This window comes from Cellulophaga sp. 3_MG-2023, from assembly GCF_030546975.1.
In the GTDB taxonomy this organism is placed as follows: domain Bacteria; phylum Bacteroidota; class Bacteroidia; order Flavobacteriales; family Flavobacteriaceae; genus Cellulophaga.
This window is the reverse complement of the sequence record NZ_JAUOPS010000001.1, coordinates 454,290-468,565: the sequence shown is the minus strand read 5'-3', so window position 1 is coordinate 468,565 and position 14,276 is coordinate 454,290. Positions and strand designations below refer to the sequence as shown.

The window sequence follows — 14,276 nt, the reverse complement described above, 5'->3', positions numbered from 1 at the left end:
TACACTTTATTACAATAGAAAAGCCTCGCATTTTGCGAGGCTTTTTTTATTAGGTAAAACTTATATTATATTTATTATTAAAATATATCTATATTTCCTTTCCCCTCTCTTATAATTTCTGGCTCACCTTCTGATAAATCTACTACAGTAGACGCTGTATTATCTCCGTAGCCACCATCTATAACAATGTCAACTAAATTATCCCACTTTTCATAAATTAACTCAGGGTCTGTAGTATACTCTAACAACTCATCTTCATCTCTAATAGATGTAGACACAATAGGGTTACCCAGTTCTTGCACCAACGCATTTGCTATAGAATTATCTGGTACACGTATACCAACAGTTTTCTTCTTTTTAAAATCTTTTGGTAAGTTATTATTACCAGGAAGTATAAATGTATAAGGACCAGGCAAAGCCCTCTTTAGTATTTTAAAAGTTGCTGTATCTATTTGTTTTACATATTCAGACAAATTACTTAAGTCTGCACAAATAAAAGAAAAATTAGCTTTAGCCAATTTTACACCTTTTATACGCGCTATTTTTTCTAAAGCTTTAGTGTTTGTTATATCACAACCTAAACCATACACTGTATCGGTTGGGTATATAACCAATCCGCCTTTTTTTAAAACATCTACAACCTTTTTAATTGCAGTGGGATTGGGGTTGTCTGGATATATCTTAATAAACTGAGCCATAACTTATTGTTTTTTAAAAACTGATTACAGTAATTTTCCTTGCTAATATTAGTCTTGTATTACTGTAAAAACTTACATAAAAACTAGTCTCTATCTACTTCGTAAATAATCTTATCTTTATATAAGCCTTTTAATTCTTCTACTGTGTAACCGTATTGTTCTTTACTGTAATTTTTAGCAATGTCTATTTCGTTAATTCCTGATTGTTTATTTGTTTCATATTCATTCACTTTAAAATAAATACTATCAGAAATTGCTGCTATTTTCATAGTTGAGAAATAACTAGCTTCTGTTTTAAATCTATATACATCATTAACTTGTGGCTGATTAATATAGTCCTCTGTATTTTTTCCATCTAAAAAAGATGAAAAACTTAAACCAGCTATTAAAATTCCTATTATAAATAATGCAGAAAAATGTTTTATAGGTGTTTTGGTTTCGCCCTTAACATTTTTGTATTCTAACTTTAAGTTATGATCCATTTGTCTTGGCTCAAAAACACTATTACAATTAGTACATACTGCTGCACCTGTTTTACCTATTGGAAATATAGGAATCCAATATAAATGGGCATACTTACCGTAGACCTCTACACTAAACTTAGCGCTTTCCTTGCAATTACTACAAGGTATTTGCCTTGTTAATTGGGATTTTAAATGTGATGAATTAGATCCGTAAAAAATCATATTTGATGGTTTTTATAGTTGTTATTTAATTAAATATACTACAAATAAAACCATTTAGTAAGAAAATTACATCCCTGTTTACAGTACTTCTAACTTAGCAAAACGTAGTAGTAATTTTTTTATATCACCTTTATCAAACCTAATCTCTGCTTTTTTGTCATTACCTACACCATCAATTTTTATAATTACACCCCTGCCAAATCTTGTATGATTTACAGCTGCACCTTCTACCAAATCAGGATCTAAGTTTGAATTATTAGCAATAGGCTGTGCTAACTCTGGCTTTAGTTTTCTTAATTTACGTAGTTGGTTTTCATTAGGTTTAGGTGCGCTTGGCGGTATACCAGATACAGGTTTAGCTTGCCTAAGCTTACTTTTATCTACTTCACCAAAAATATTCTTATCAATAAGAGATTTATATTTGTAGTTACTAACTGGTGTTAGATTTTCTATAAACTTCTCGTCTATTTCTTCAATAAACCTACTAGGTTCTGCATCTACTAATTTACCCCAACGGTACCTACTTTCTGTATACGTTAAATAGGCTTGTTTTTCTGCTCTTGTTAATGCTACATAAAATAATCTACGTTCCTCTTCAAGCTCTGTACGGGTATTCATACTCATAGCAGATGGAAACAAATCTTCTTCCATACCTACAATAAATACGTGTGGAAACTCTAGTCCCTTTGCCATATGTATTGTCATAAGCGCAACACGGTCATCATCTCCCTTATCATTATCTAAATCTGTAGCAAGTGCCACATCTTCTAAAAATTCAGCTATATTACCTGTAGCATCAGCAAGTTCCATTTGACCTTCAACAAAGTCTTTTATACCATTTAAAAGTTCTTCTATGTTTTCCATTTTGGCAATACCTTCTGGTGTACCATCTTTTTTAAACTCTAAAAGAATACCTGTTTTTTTGGCAACGTGTTCAGACAAAGAAAAAGCATCTGCTCCTTTGTTCATTATCTGAAAACCTTTGATCATATTAACAAACTCTGTTAATCTACGTTTGGTACCAGAATTTATTTTTAGTTCTATTTTGTCTATGTTCTCCATAACCTCGAACATAGAACGCCCATAATGGTTAGCTGTAACTAGTAGTTTATCTATTGTAGCTTGCCCAATTCCTCTTCCCGGAAAATTTATAACACGCTTTAGTGCCTCTTCATCTTTAGGGTTTATTACCAATCTTAAATAAGCCAAAACATCTTTAATTTCTTTACGTTGGTAAAAAGACAATCCCCCATAAATTCTATATGGTATATCTCTTTTACGCAAAGCATCTTCAATAGACCTAGATTGCGAGTTAGTACGGTAAAGTACTGCAAACTCACCGTTATGCAGCTGCTCATTCATCCTAGTTTCAAAAATAGTACCAGCAACAAACCTACCTTCTTCTGCATCAGTAATACTGCGGTGAACCTTAATTAATGGTCCGTCTTCATTAGAAGTCCAAACAACCTTTTCTAACTGATTTTTATTTTTTTCTATAATAGAGTTAGCTGCATTTACAATATTACCAGTAGAACGGTAATTCTGCTCTAACCTGTACATTGCAACATTATCGTAATCCTTTTGAAAGTTTAGAATATTACTAATGTTTGCCCCTCTAAAGGAGTAAATACTCTGTGCATCATCACCTACCACACAAATATTCTGAAATTTATCTGATAAAGCTTTAACTATTAAGTATTGTGAGTGGTTTGTATCTTGGTACTCATCTACCATTATATACTGAAACCTATTTTGGTATTTTTGAAGTACTTCTGGAAAAACGTTTAAAAGCTCATTGGTTTTTAACAATAAATCATCAAAATCCATTGCTCCTGCCTTAAAACATCTATCTACATAATTTTTATAAATTTCACCAGTACGTGGACGTTTTGCCATTGCATCTGCCTCTACTAAATCTGGATTATTAAAATACGCTTTTACTGTAATTAAACTATTTTTATAAGATGATATTCTATTTTGTATTTGTTTGTATTTATATATATCCTTGTCTAACTGCATTTCTTTAATAATAGAAGCAATTAAACGCTGAGAATCCTGAGTATCATAAATAGTAAAATTGTTAGGATACCCTAACTTATCAGCTTCAAAACGTAATAATTTAGCAAAAATGGAGTGAAAAGTACCCATCCATAAACTCTTAGTCTCTGCGCTACCAGCTATATCTGCAATACGTACTTTCATTTCTCTTGCTGCCTTGTTGGTAAACGTAAGCGACAAAATATTAAAAGGATCCACACCTTGTTGTATTAAATATGCAATACGGTAAGTTAACACCCTTGTTTTACCAGAACCAGCTCCGGCAATTACCATTAATGGTCCTTTTGTATGTAAAACAGGTGCTTTTTGAGCCTCGTTTAGTTGGGCAATAAATTCTTCCAATTGATTTTGTATTAAAAATTTTAGAGAAGTGTAAATTTAACCATAATTACTGCCAGATAAAACAAGTACTATTAATAATTATAAACAATAAAATTTACAATCAGTTTTATTTTAAATATCTTTAGAGAATACTACTTTTAAAACATACATTATATTGGAAAATATTGAAATTAGAATAGCTAAACTTGAAGATTTAGAAACACTTAAGTCTTTTGAGCAAGGAGTAATTTTAGCAGAACGTCCTTTTGATGAAACTTTAAAGCCAGACCCAATTTCTTAATACAGTATTGAAGATTTATTAAAGGATCCTAAAACAATTGTAGCTGTTGCCACATTAAACAATACGCTTATTGGCTCTGCTTATGCTACAATTAGGGAGGCTAAAAAACATTTAAAACACAGTACCTACGCCTATTTAGGTTTTATGTATGTAGATCCCAAGCAACGTGGCAAAGGTGTAAATAAAAGTATAATAGACTTTTTATTTAAATGGATAAAACAGCAAAATACCACTGAAGTTAGATTAGATGTTTATAGTGAAAATGCCGCTGCCTTACGAGCGTATGAAAAAGCAGGATTTAAAAAGCATATGGTAAATATGAGAATGAAAATCTAATTTTAAAGATTGATAAAAACCAAAATAACTGACTAATTACAACTATATGAAAACTAAAACCAATTTATTACTAGCAGTTCTGCTAAGTAGCTTTGCTTTACAAGCACAGAATTACAAATTAGATACTGATTACAAGAATATTGAAAAAAAAGTTATTGAATGGAGGCATCATTTTCATCAAAACCCAGAACTATCTAACCGAGAGTTTAAAACTGCAGAAAAAATTGCTGAGCATTTAAAATCTTTAGGAATAGAAGTACAAACAAAAGTAGCTGTAACAGGCGTTGTTGGTATTTTAAAAGGGAAACATCCAGGAAAAGTAATTGCTTTAAGAGCAGATATAGATGCATTACCTGTAACAGAACGCAATAATTTACCATTTAAGTCTAAAGTTAAAGACCAATTTTTAGGTGTAGAAACTGGTGTTATGCACGCTTGCGGACACGATACACACACGGCTATATTAATGGGCGTTGCAGAAATTTTAGCACAAAACAAAGACAAAATAAATGGTACTATTAAGTTTATTTTTCAACCTGCAGAAGAAGGTGCGCCTCCTGGAGAAGAAGGTGGTGCTGCCTTAATGATAAAAGAAGGCGTTATGCAAAACCCTAAAGTTGATGCAATTTTTGGATTACATATTAATTCTGGTACTCCTGTTGGTGTAATTAAATACAAAACGGAAGGTATAATGGCAGCTGTAGAGCGTTTTGTTATTAATGTTAAAGGCAAACAAACACACGGCTCGCAGCCTTGGTCTGGTGTAGATCCTATAGTAATATCTGCTAAAATTATTGATGGCTTGCAAACCATTATTAGTAGAGAATCTAACCTTACGGAAGAAGCTGCTGTAATAACTGTAGGTAAAATTACTAGCGGCGTACGCTTTAATATTATTCCTGAAAGTGCAGAACTTATTGGTACCATTAGAACATTAAATCCGGATATGCGTGAACTTATTTTACGCAGAATGAAAGAAATGACAGAGACTATTGCTAAAGCATATGGCGGTACAGCAACTTTAGAAGTAGAGAGTCAAACTTCTATTACCTATAATGATGTTGCTTTAGTAAACCAAATGTTACCAACTATGCAGCGTGTAGCAGGCGAAAAAAACGTTCATTTAACAAAAGCTACAACTGGTGGTGAAGACTTTTCATACTTTCAAGAGGTTGTACCTGGGTTTTATTTCTTTTTAGGCGGAATGACACCAGGTAACAAAGAAGCTTATCCTCACCACACACCAGACTTTAAAATTGATGATGCAGGAATGCTTTTAGGTGTTAAAACACTAACAGAAATGAGTTTAGATTATTTAAATAAATAACGTTAGACCAAACAATAAATGACTATAGATTTGGTTATTTTTGTAGCATAATTACAAAGTTAAATTTATATAGAGTTTAACTTTAAAAAACAAATACAGATTAAATGGATTCTTTTTTAAATTTTATATCTAGTATCTCTTGGTGGATATGGTTATTAATTGGGTTAGCACTAGTTGCTATTCGTGACATTTTCTTTCAGAAAAAACATACTATTTCTCATAACTTTCCTATCGTTGGTCATATACGCTATATGTTAGAAAGTATTGGTCCTGAGATGAGGCAGTATTTTGTTGCTAACAATAGAGAAGAACTTCCTTTTAACCGCATAGAGCGTGGATGGATTTACGCTTCTGCTAAAAGTGAAAATAATTACGAGGGTTTTGGTACAGATAGAGATGTATATGCACACCAACATATTTTTGTAAAAAACCAAATGATGGCTTACAAAGTTGCAGACAATCATCCTAATACAATTGATAAAACATTTTTACCTTGTGCTAAAGTAATAGGTGCATACAATAAACGTAAAAAGCCATTTAGACCAGCATCTGCTATAAATGTATCTGCTATGAGCTTTGGTTCTTTATCTGCAGCAGCTGTAGAAGCTATGAACAAAGGGGTGTTAAAAAGTGGCGCATACCATAACACTGGTGAAGGCGGTTTATCTCCATACCACAAACAAGGTGGTGATGTTGTTTTTCATTTTGGAACAGGTTATTTTGGAGTTAGATCTAAAGACGGAAATTTATCTATGGATAAATTAATAGCTTTAACAGAAAATAATCCTTGTATAAAAGCTATTGAAATAAAACTATCTCAGGGAGCAAAACCTGGTAAGGGAGGTGTTTTACCTGGGGCTAAAATTACTGCAGAACTTGCAGAAATACGTGGTGTAGAAATTGGCAAAGATGTTTTGTCTCCTGCAACACATAAAGCATTTAGTACGGTACAAGAATTAGTAGATTTAATTGAAGAAATAGCAGAAAAAACAGGATTACCTGTTGGTATTAAAGGCGCCATAGGTAAATTAGATCAATGGGAAGAGCTAGCAGATATTATGCTAAAAACAGGTAAAGGACCAGATTTTATTACTGTAGATGGTGGTGAAGGTGGTACGGGGGCTGCTCCACCAAGTTTTGCAGACCACGTGTCTTTACCTTGGGTTTATGGTTTCTCTAGCCTATATAAACTATTTTTAGAAAAAAAATTAACAGATAGAATTGTGTTTATTGGTAGCGGTAAATTAGGTTTCCCTGCTAAAGCTGCTATGGCATTTGCTATGGGTGTAGATTGTATTAATGTTGCCCGTGAAGCAATGATGAGTATTGGATGTATACAAGCACAAGCTTGCCACACAAATACATGTCCGGCTGGTATAGCAACACAAAACCAATGGTTACAAAGAGGTGTAAATGTTCCTCTTAAGTCAGATCGTTTAGCGCAGTACTTTAAAAGTTTTAGAAAAGAATTGATAGAGATTACGCATGCCTCTGGTTATGAGCATCCTTGCCAATATACGATGGATGATATACAAGTAAACTTAGATGATAATGAACTAAATAGAAGTTTAGCTTTTACATACGGTTATAACAAAGCAAAAGTTCCTTTTAACGGTATGCAAGAACTATATGATTGTGATCACTTAGGCGGAAAAGAGTATATGAAAAACGAGCCTAAAAAATAGACTCGTTTTATACATTAATATTTAGAAAAGCACTTATTTATTATAAAGATAAAGACGTGCTTTTTTTGTTGTATCTATTACCTGTAATTTACTTACGTACTTTTTAGGTAAAAGGTAAAACTCTCTTTTATCCGATAAAATATAAAGTTTATCATAAGCCCCTAAAATAGAATCTATTTTAGCAGGTTCATCTCTAGTATCTATAACATTACCCTTATTATAAAACTGACTAGAATAGGTTTTAGAGTCAAGGTACAAAATAGGCGGGTTCTTATCAATTTTTAATTCTTCTGATTTTGCTATAAGTAACTTATCAGAGTTCATATATACTTTCCACTGGTCTGTAACCAAAAGTCCTGCACCAGCTATAAAAACTAAAACAGGAAATATAGAGCACGCAATTAAAGCCCTTCTTTTATGCTTGTACTCTGGCCACCAATGCGCTATTAATAATGCCAAAGGTATTGTAGATGGTAAAATATAAGTATGCAAAATGTTTTTAGAAATAGTGAAGAAAATTGGTGTCCACAACAACCAAAACAATAAAAAAGCTGTGTATTTATCATCTAAAATACGCTTTTTAAGCTTTACTATTTTTGCTATTACAATATAAAACCAAGGCAAACAAAAAGACAACATAAATACCCAAATTAAACCTAATGGTTGTGTTTTTGGCTGACCATATAAATCACCACTCCATCCTGGTTTTAAAAACCTATTAAAATGTTCACCTACTATAAAATAATCTATAAAGCCTGGTGATCTTTGTTCTGTTAACAAATACCAAGGTAAAGCTATTATTATAGTTGTTAGTAAACCAACTATCCAAGGTAATTTGCCTAGGTTATAAAAAAATGTTTTACGGTCTAACAACAACCAGAAAAATACTGGAGCTCCCGTTAACACCAACACTAAAGGCCCTTTAGCTAAAAACCCTAAACCTAAGCCAACAAAAAATAGATAGTTCCAAATTGTTTTTTTATCTGTTGTAATACTTTTCCAGAATGATAGCATAATTAACATTACACTAAAACACAAAGCAGAATCTGTAGACACTACCCCCATGTGTATTAAAAATTCTGGAGTTGTAACTAAAACTAAAGCTGGGAGTAACGGAGATACTTTTGTTTTTTTAACAAAATATCCTAATATAAATAACATTGCCACACCTAATAAAAACGAAGGTAGCCTTGCAGTTAATTCATTTACACCAAAAAGTTGAAAACTCATTGCAGACATCCAAGTAGATAATGGTGGTTTTGCCCAAAAGGGTTCATTATAATCAATTTGTAAAACAACCCACTCCCCTGTTTCTTGCATTAATCTAGATATTTCTGCATAACGAGCTTCTGTTTTATCTAGTAATGGTATGGCTCCGGTAATAATAAACCTAAATACAACGATAGACAAAACGGCTATCAACATATAATTAATGGTAGTTTTTTTATCAGTCATTTTATACTGTTATTATTGTGCATTAGCACTTTGTTTACAAATTTTATTAATTTTATATAAGTCTAACCAAAGCTGAAAAAAGTAAGATGTTTTTACTTTAGAATCTCCTTGATCTACCCAACGTTTAAGTGGAATTTCTAACATTTTTTCTAATGCTTTTTCTTTACCATAAAGCACTACAATTCTGTTAAAAATTTCTACATCAAAAAGCCAACGAGAAACAAAAGGTTTATTAAAAACTTCTATAGCCAATTCTTTCTTAAATAGTTTACAACCACATTGTGTATCGTAAACTTTTAAATCTAATATAATAGAAATTACAGTAGCTATAAATCTTCCAATAAAAAAACGAGACGTTTTACGCTCTATTGTAGAACCTAGCTTCATAATTCTAGATCCAAAAACAAAAGAAACATTTTGGTCTACATAGTTTGTTAATGAAGTAAACTCTTCTAAAGATGTTGCCAAATCTGCATCTAAATAACCAACAAGGTTTATATTGTAATTAGTGCAAACAAAGTTTACTCCGTTCCTTACAGACTCTGCTTTTCCTGCATTTTTTGGATTTTTGTAAACAACAACTTTATTAGGGTATTGTGCTTCTAACGATTTTAGCTGTGAGTATGTACCATCTGTGGAGCCATCATCTACAAAACAAATAAGTGTATCTGTATTTTCTTTTAAAAAACCATCATAAACTCTATTTTTAAGTTCTTTAACTTCATTATAACAGGGTATTACTACACATGTAGTATAAGACATTTGCTGCAAACTAATTAATTTTGGGCTGCAAGATATTAAAAAACAATATGACAGTCATTATTACGGTACATCTTTAAGTTAATATTAAAGTATAAAGAGTCTATTTTAATTGAAAAAAAGCAACTTCATAAAATTAATTTGTCACCTTAATTAAATGTTTAAATTTGTCTCTTAAATCTTATATGTTTTATGAAAAAAATTACCCTATCTACCCTACTATTTTTATGTTTTACAATTACCACTATCGCACAAAAAAAGAGCGACTTAATAGAACAAGTTGAAACCTTGAAAGATAGTATTGCACAGACTAATATTGCTTTAGCCGAAGCAAAAAAAATAGCTAAAGTTAGCGTTGCAGAAGCTGATTTATACAAAAGCCAAGCAACAGAATTGCAAAATGCAAACAAATCATTACTTACTAACCTTAAGAACTTTACACAAGTATCTAGTCAAAATTCTAAAAATATGGCTAAAACTTTAGAAGCCTTAAAGTCTAAAGAATCTCAGCTTTCTATTATTGAAGATACTTTTAGTAAAAATGATTCTACAGCAATAGTTATACTAACTAATGCCAAGCAGTCTTTAGGAGAAAATGCAAAAATTGCCGTGACTAATGGTGAAGTAGTAATTACAGAGACAGAACAAAATATCTTAGATGCCTCAAAAACCAAAGTAAGTGCTACAGGAGAAGCTTTTCTAGAAAAAATATCTAATATTTTACTTTTAAACGTAGATTCTAAAATTACAATATCTAGTACAGCTACAAGTTTATTTGCCATACAAAACTCATTAATAACTAAGTATAATATTCTTGCAGAGCGCATAACTCTAGAAAGCACTACGCAGAGTAATTCTAATGTTAATTTTAAAATACATACAAATTACGCTAACTTTTACTTACGTGTTAGAGAGCATATGAAAAGTATAAAGTAATTTTAGTTACTTGATATTTTATAGTCATATAATTTTTGTGAAAATTGTGCGTTTTAAAATCGTAATCAAACTTTAAAGATAACCCGCAATGACAACAGAAATAATATTACAAATGTTTGCCTATTTATTACCAAGTGTTGTAACTGGTATGGTAGCTTTTTACTTTTTTAAAATGCATACTAAAAATGAAGAAGGCAGAAGACGTTTTTTATTACATAAAGATTCTCAAAAAAGTACTATACCTACTAGATTACAAGCTTACGAGCGTATGGCTTTATTTTTAGAGCGTATTTCTATACCAAGTTTAGTTGTACGTGTTGCACCTGTTGGTAATGACAAAAATGCATACGAAACTTTATTAATAAAAAATATTGAAAAAGAATTTGATCACAACTTATCTCAACAAATATACTTGTCTGATGAAAGTTGGAATGTTATAAAAACAGCTAAAAGTGCTACTGTACAAACCATACGTAAAGCAGCTATGAGTGAAGCTGACTCTGCAGATAAATTAAGAGAAGATATTTTAAGTAGCACTATGGATAAAGCATCACCATCTGCAACTGCTTTAACGTACATAAAAAAGGAAATAAGCGAATTATGGTAACATAAGAAGTTTATTGCAAAATATAAAAGACTGTCTTAATAGGCAGTCTTTTTTTTACGATCATTTTTAAATTTATTATAAAACAAAAGCATCTAAAGTAACTCTTAGATGCTTTGTTAGTACTGTAAATAATTTAGTTGTTATTCTTTTTTAGGTGTTGGAATCTCTATATTTAAGGTTGCCTTTTCTTTAGTAGCTTGCCAAAAATTATAGGTATTACTCCAAGAAGCATCTGGCGCACTATTTCTTGAAAAATTCTCTATGTCATCTTCTATCTTTTGTAGTTTATCCTTAGATATAGCATTTTTAGAAATTACAACTACAATAGCATTAAATGCTTTTTGAGAAGTAGCTACTGATGGCTTTCTTTCACCATGTTTAGCTACTATATCATTAGCAGTTAAGGTTATTATTTCATCTGCAGTAAACTCGCCATACTTTGTGCTTTTGGCGTTTTTAGCTATTTTAATGTCCTTTAATTCGTCTGCACCAATTAAACCCATTATATAAAGTTCTGCATTACCATAAGCAATACTATTACCACCATTAGCAAAAGTTCCAAATCCTTCTTCGCCATTTAATTTCCCTATGTATGTGCCATCTCCAGAAGCAATTAACTCATCAAAACCTCCCAATTGACCACCTACTGAAGAAAAACCCCAATGTCCGCTTTCTTGCGTTTCTATAAAGTTATAATTTCCCCAATAATGCATTATTTCATGTAAAAAAGGACCATTTTTAATATACTCTGTTTTAGGCATATGAATAATGCTTTTTAATCTTCCTAAAGAACCATATTTTGCAGTACCATTATAAAGGTTTCCTCCTATTCCTTCAACATCATTTTGCGCAGTATATGAGACACCGTAATATAGTCCGCTAGGCTGATCATCTTCTGTAGAGAGAATAAAAATAAAATCGAACTCATCTTCAAAATGACTATATACTTTCTTTGTTATTTTTGAAAAATCTTTCTCTGTATCAGGCACTAAAAAAGAATTGTAATCTTTTGCTGAAAGAATGTAGTTTGCAACAGTTTTATCTTTATTTAAATAAAAATCTTCATCTAACTTTAACTCATCTTCAACAACCTCTTCTTCTTCTTCATTATTATTACTAGTATCATCCTTACTACAGGAGGTAAAACTAAAAATACTTACAGAAAGTAAAGATATAAACAAAGGAAATCTATAAAACTTAGGTCTTATTATCATAATTTAAGTATACATATTTTTGTAAACATAAATAACGATAAAAAACAGCTTTTCGTATTAAAAACACGGCAATTATGAAGAGCCTATTGTAAGATTTTTTTAAATTTTGCTGCTTTCTTTTCGGCATAGTTAAACCCTTGTTCCCACCATTGTGCCATTAATTTTTTATTAAACACCAATGAGTTTTCTGTTAATTTAGTTGGCGTGTAGTATAAATTTAATTTAACACCTTTGTGCTTTGCGTAAATTACACCTTCAGAAATGTCATGATGCTCTATTTGGTCTAAAACAAAACCGTAAATACTTAGCATTAAAGAAAAAGGGTTTTTTCCTAAAACCTTATTATGCTCCATTTTTTCTGACTCTAAAATTATAGCATCTACCTCAGTAGCACCGCGTTCTATAGCCTCTCTAATTGGTAGTACGCAACCTAAGCCGCCATCACCATACTCATAACCATCTTTTTTTACCAAAGACATAAATGGTATGTAATTGCAAGAAATCCATACCCAATCACAAAACTCTTCATAACTAAAATCTCTAATAGACTTATACTCTACTCTATTTTTAGATAAATTAGATACTGTAACAACTACATCTTTAGACGTATTTTCTATAATTTGCCTATAGTCTGATATTGTAAAATGTTTTTTTATTGTAGAACGTAAAGACCTACTTTCTCCAAATGTTCTTTTACGCTTTATAAACTGTAATAAAACATTAAAATAATTAATAGATACAAACTCCCTATCTCCTTTGCGTTTAACTACAAAAGGATTTAAACTAAAAATTTTACGCTGATTTACATTGGTATACAAATCATACAGCAAACCAACATTGTCTAATGCCAAATGAGAAATTAATAAACTACCTGTAGAAGTACCAACAAGAATATCGTATTTTCTATTTTCAATTTCCATTAAATACTGAGCTACACCACCAGCAAATGCACCTTTACTACCACCACCACTTATTACTAATGCTCTCATTCTATATCTATATGGTTTGTTTCTGTATTCTTGTTTTTTGCAAAATCATAACCACTCTTCCACCAAGTAGTCATTTTTTTCTCTTCAAAAATAAGAGAATTTGTAGTTAAAATTGTAGGAGTATAGTAAAAGTTAATAATTGCGTTATTATGATTGGCCACATATTTACCTATACGTATGTTTTGTTGCTCTATCCTATCTACCATAAAAGCAAACATATTTGTTAATAAAGAGAATGCGTTTTTAGATGGCATTCTATTAAATAAATTAGTTTCTGTTTGTAAAACAATAGCATCTACAATGGTTGCTCCTCTTTTAATAGCTTCTTCAATTGGCACCATACTACCTAAACCACCATCTGCATATTCACAGCCATTTTTTTTAACTAAGCTCATAAAAGGCGTATAGTTACAAGAAATCCATACCCACTCACAAAACTCATTATAAGTACAATCTTTTATAGACTTATACTCTACTTTATTTAAAGACAGGTTGGCAACAGTAACAACAATTTCTGTATTATTTTTTTTAAGTTGATAAAACTCTTGCTCCGTAATAGATTTTTTTATCAATTTTAAAAGGCTATAGCTCTCACCAAAAGTTTTACTACCACGTAGTATATTTTTTAAGACTCTAAAATGATTAATACCAATGGTTTCTATACCGTGTTTTTTTGAAATAGTATACGGACAAGAACTAAAAATATCCTGTTGATTAACAGACGTATAAATTTGCTTTATTTTATCAATTTTTTGCAATGCTAAATGAGAAATAAGTAAACTTCCTGTAGATGTACCAATAAACATATTGTACTTATGCATAGCATCTTGTATTAAGTATTGTGCAACACCACCTGCAAAAGCGCCTTTGCTACCACCACCAGAAATTACCATTGCACGCATAT

General features: G+C 31.3%; 14 protein-coding genes. 6 read left to right on the top strand and 8 right to left on the bottom strand.

Annotation, left to right across the window (positions count from 1 at the left end; genetic code table 11):
* Positions 1-77: 77 nt before the first annotated feature.
* The 3 genes from Q4487_RS01850 to Q4487_RS01840 all read right to left on the bottom strand — a co-directional run bounded on the left by Q4487_RS01850 (position 78) and on the right by Q4487_RS01840 (position 3,784).
* On the bottom strand, positions 78-698 hold the full coding sequence (locus tag Q4487_RS01850; protein ID WP_100896106.1) for an L-threonylcarbamoyladenylate synthase: 621 nt from the start codon (positions 696-698) through the stop codon (positions 78-80).
* 83 nt (positions 699-781) lie between these two features.
* Positions 782-1,384: a zinc-ribbon domain-containing protein gene (locus tag Q4487_RS01845; protein WP_100896107.1), complete on the bottom strand. Its 603-nt coding sequence runs from the start codon at positions 1,382-1,384 to the stop codon at positions 782-784.
* Between the two features lie 78 nt (positions 1,385-1,462).
* Complete coding sequence (locus Q4487_RS01840; RefSeq protein WP_303542723.1) at positions 1,463-3,784, bottom strand: ATP-dependent helicase; 2,322 nt, start codon at positions 3,782-3,784, stop codon at positions 1,463-1,465.
* Between the two features lie 154 nt (positions 3,785-3,938).
* Between Q4487_RS01840 and Q4487_RS17040 the strand changes: the two genes are divergently transcribed.
* From Q4487_RS17040 to Q4487_RS01825, 4 genes are all read left to right on the top strand, one after another.
* Entirely contained in the window at positions 3,939-4,064 is a 126-nt protein-coding gene (locus Q4487_RS17040; protein WP_336622662.1) for a hypothetical protein, read from the top strand.
* Positions 4,065-4,070: 6 nt separating this feature from the next.
* On the top strand, positions 4,071-4,400 hold the full coding sequence (locus tag Q4487_RS01835) for a GNAT family N-acetyltransferase (protein ID WP_336622665.1): 330 nt from the start codon (positions 4,071-4,073) through the stop codon (positions 4,398-4,400).
* Between the two features lie 46 nt (positions 4,401-4,446).
* Positions 4,447-5,727, top strand: a complete 1,281-nt coding sequence (locus Q4487_RS01830; RefSeq protein ID WP_303542721.1) for an amidohydrolase — start codon at positions 4,447-4,449, stop codon at positions 5,725-5,727.
* Positions 5,728-5,831: 104 nt separating this feature from the next.
* The gene (locus Q4487_RS01825) at positions 5,832-7,412 is read left to right on the top strand and encodes an FMN-binding glutamate synthase family protein (RefSeq protein ID WP_303542719.1); all 1,581 of its coding nucleotides are present in this window, start codon (positions 5,832-5,834) and stop codon (positions 7,410-7,412) included.
* Positions 7,413-7,445: 33 nt separating this feature from the next.
* Here Q4487_RS01825 and Q4487_RS01820 read toward each other — a convergent pair whose 3' ends face one another.
* Both Q4487_RS01820 and Q4487_RS01815 read right to left on the bottom strand, forming a co-directional pair.
* On the bottom strand, positions 7,446-8,867 hold the full coding sequence (locus Q4487_RS01820) for a glycosyltransferase family 39 protein (protein ID WP_303542717.1): 1,422 nt from the start codon (positions 8,865-8,867) through the stop codon (positions 7,446-7,448).
* Positions 8,868-8,879: 12 nt separating this feature from the next.
* Complete coding sequence (locus Q4487_RS01815; RefSeq protein ID WP_303542715.1) at positions 8,880-9,629, bottom strand: glycosyltransferase; 750 nt, start codon at positions 9,627-9,629, stop codon at positions 8,880-8,882.
* Between the two features lie 189 nt (positions 9,630-9,818).
* Here Q4487_RS01815 and Q4487_RS01810 point away from each other — a divergent pair, with 189 nt between their 5' ends.
* Together Q4487_RS01810 and Q4487_RS01805 are read left to right on the top strand one after the other, a co-directional pair.
* Positions 9,819-10,562: a hypothetical protein gene (locus Q4487_RS01810; RefSeq protein ID WP_303542713.1), complete on the top strand. Its 744-nt coding sequence runs from the start codon at positions 9,819-9,821 to the stop codon at positions 10,560-10,562.
* An 88-nt stretch (positions 10,563-10,650) separates the two neighbouring features.
* Entirely contained in the window at positions 10,651-11,169 is a 519-nt protein-coding gene (locus Q4487_RS01805) for a hypothetical protein (RefSeq protein ID WP_303542711.1), read from the top strand.
* 140 nt (positions 11,170-11,309) lie between these two features.
* Here the strand turns inward: Q4487_RS01805 and Q4487_RS01800 are convergent, their stop codons facing one another.
* The 3 genes from Q4487_RS01800 to Q4487_RS01790 all read right to left on the bottom strand — a co-directional run bounded on the left by Q4487_RS01800 (position 11,310) and on the right by Q4487_RS01790 (position 14,274).
* On the bottom strand, positions 11,310-12,383 hold the full coding sequence (locus Q4487_RS01800; protein WP_303542709.1) for a hypothetical protein: 1,074 nt from the start codon (positions 12,381-12,383) through the stop codon (positions 11,310-11,312).
* Between the two features lie 83 nt (positions 12,384-12,466).
* Entirely contained in the window at positions 12,467-13,372 is a 906-nt protein-coding gene (locus tag Q4487_RS01795; RefSeq protein WP_100896117.1) for a patatin family protein, read from the bottom strand.
* Entirely contained in the window at positions 13,369-14,274 is a 906-nt protein-coding gene (locus Q4487_RS01790) for a patatin family protein (RefSeq protein WP_303542707.1), read from the bottom strand. The genes Q4487_RS01795 and Q4487_RS01790 overlap by 4 nt, the downstream gene beginning before the upstream one ends.
* Positions 14,275-14,276 lie beyond the last annotated feature (2 nt).

Bases quoted from the DNA above. Each gene is read 5' to 3' on its own strand.
- Q4487_RS01825 (WP_303542719.1), top strand. From the start codon at position 5,832: ATGGATTCTTTTTTAAATTTTATATCTAGTATCTCTTGGTGGATATGG.
- Q4487_RS01845 (WP_100896107.1), bottom strand. From the start codon at position 1,384: ATGATTTTTTACGGATCTAATTCATCACATTTAAAATCCCAATTAACA.
- Q4487_RS01850 (WP_100896106.1), bottom strand. From the start codon at position 698: ATGGCTCAGTTTATTAAGATATATCCAGACAACCCCAATCCCACTGCA.
- Q4487_RS01790 (WP_303542707.1), bottom strand. From the start codon at position 14,274: ATGCGTGCAATGGTAATTTCTGGTGGTGGTAGCAAAGGCGCTTTTGCA.
- Q4487_RS01805 (WP_303542711.1), top strand. From the start codon at position 10,651: ATGACAACAGAAATAATATTACAAATGTTTGCCTATTTATTACCAAGT.
- Q4487_RS01830 (WP_303542721.1), top strand. From the start codon at position 4,447: ATGAAAACTAAAACCAATTTATTACTAGCAGTTCTGCTAAGTAGCTTT.
- Q4487_RS01815 (WP_303542715.1), bottom strand. From the start codon at position 9,629: ATGTCTTATACTACATGTGTAGTAATACCCTGTTATAATGAAGTTAAA.
- Q4487_RS01800 (WP_303542709.1), bottom strand. From the start codon at position 12,383: ATGATAATAAGACCTAAGTTTTATAGATTTCCTTTGTTTATATCTTTA.
- Q4487_RS01810 (WP_303542713.1), top strand. From the start codon at position 9,819: ATGAAAAAAATTACCCTATCTACCCTACTATTTTTATGTTTTACAATT.
- Q4487_RS01820 (WP_303542717.1), bottom strand. From the start codon at position 8,867: ATGACTGATAAAAAAACTACCATTAATTATATGTTGATAGCCGTTTTG.
- Q4487_RS01795 (WP_100896117.1), bottom strand. From the start codon at position 13,372: ATGAGAGCATTAGTAATAAGTGGTGGTGGTAGTAAAGGTGCATTTGCT.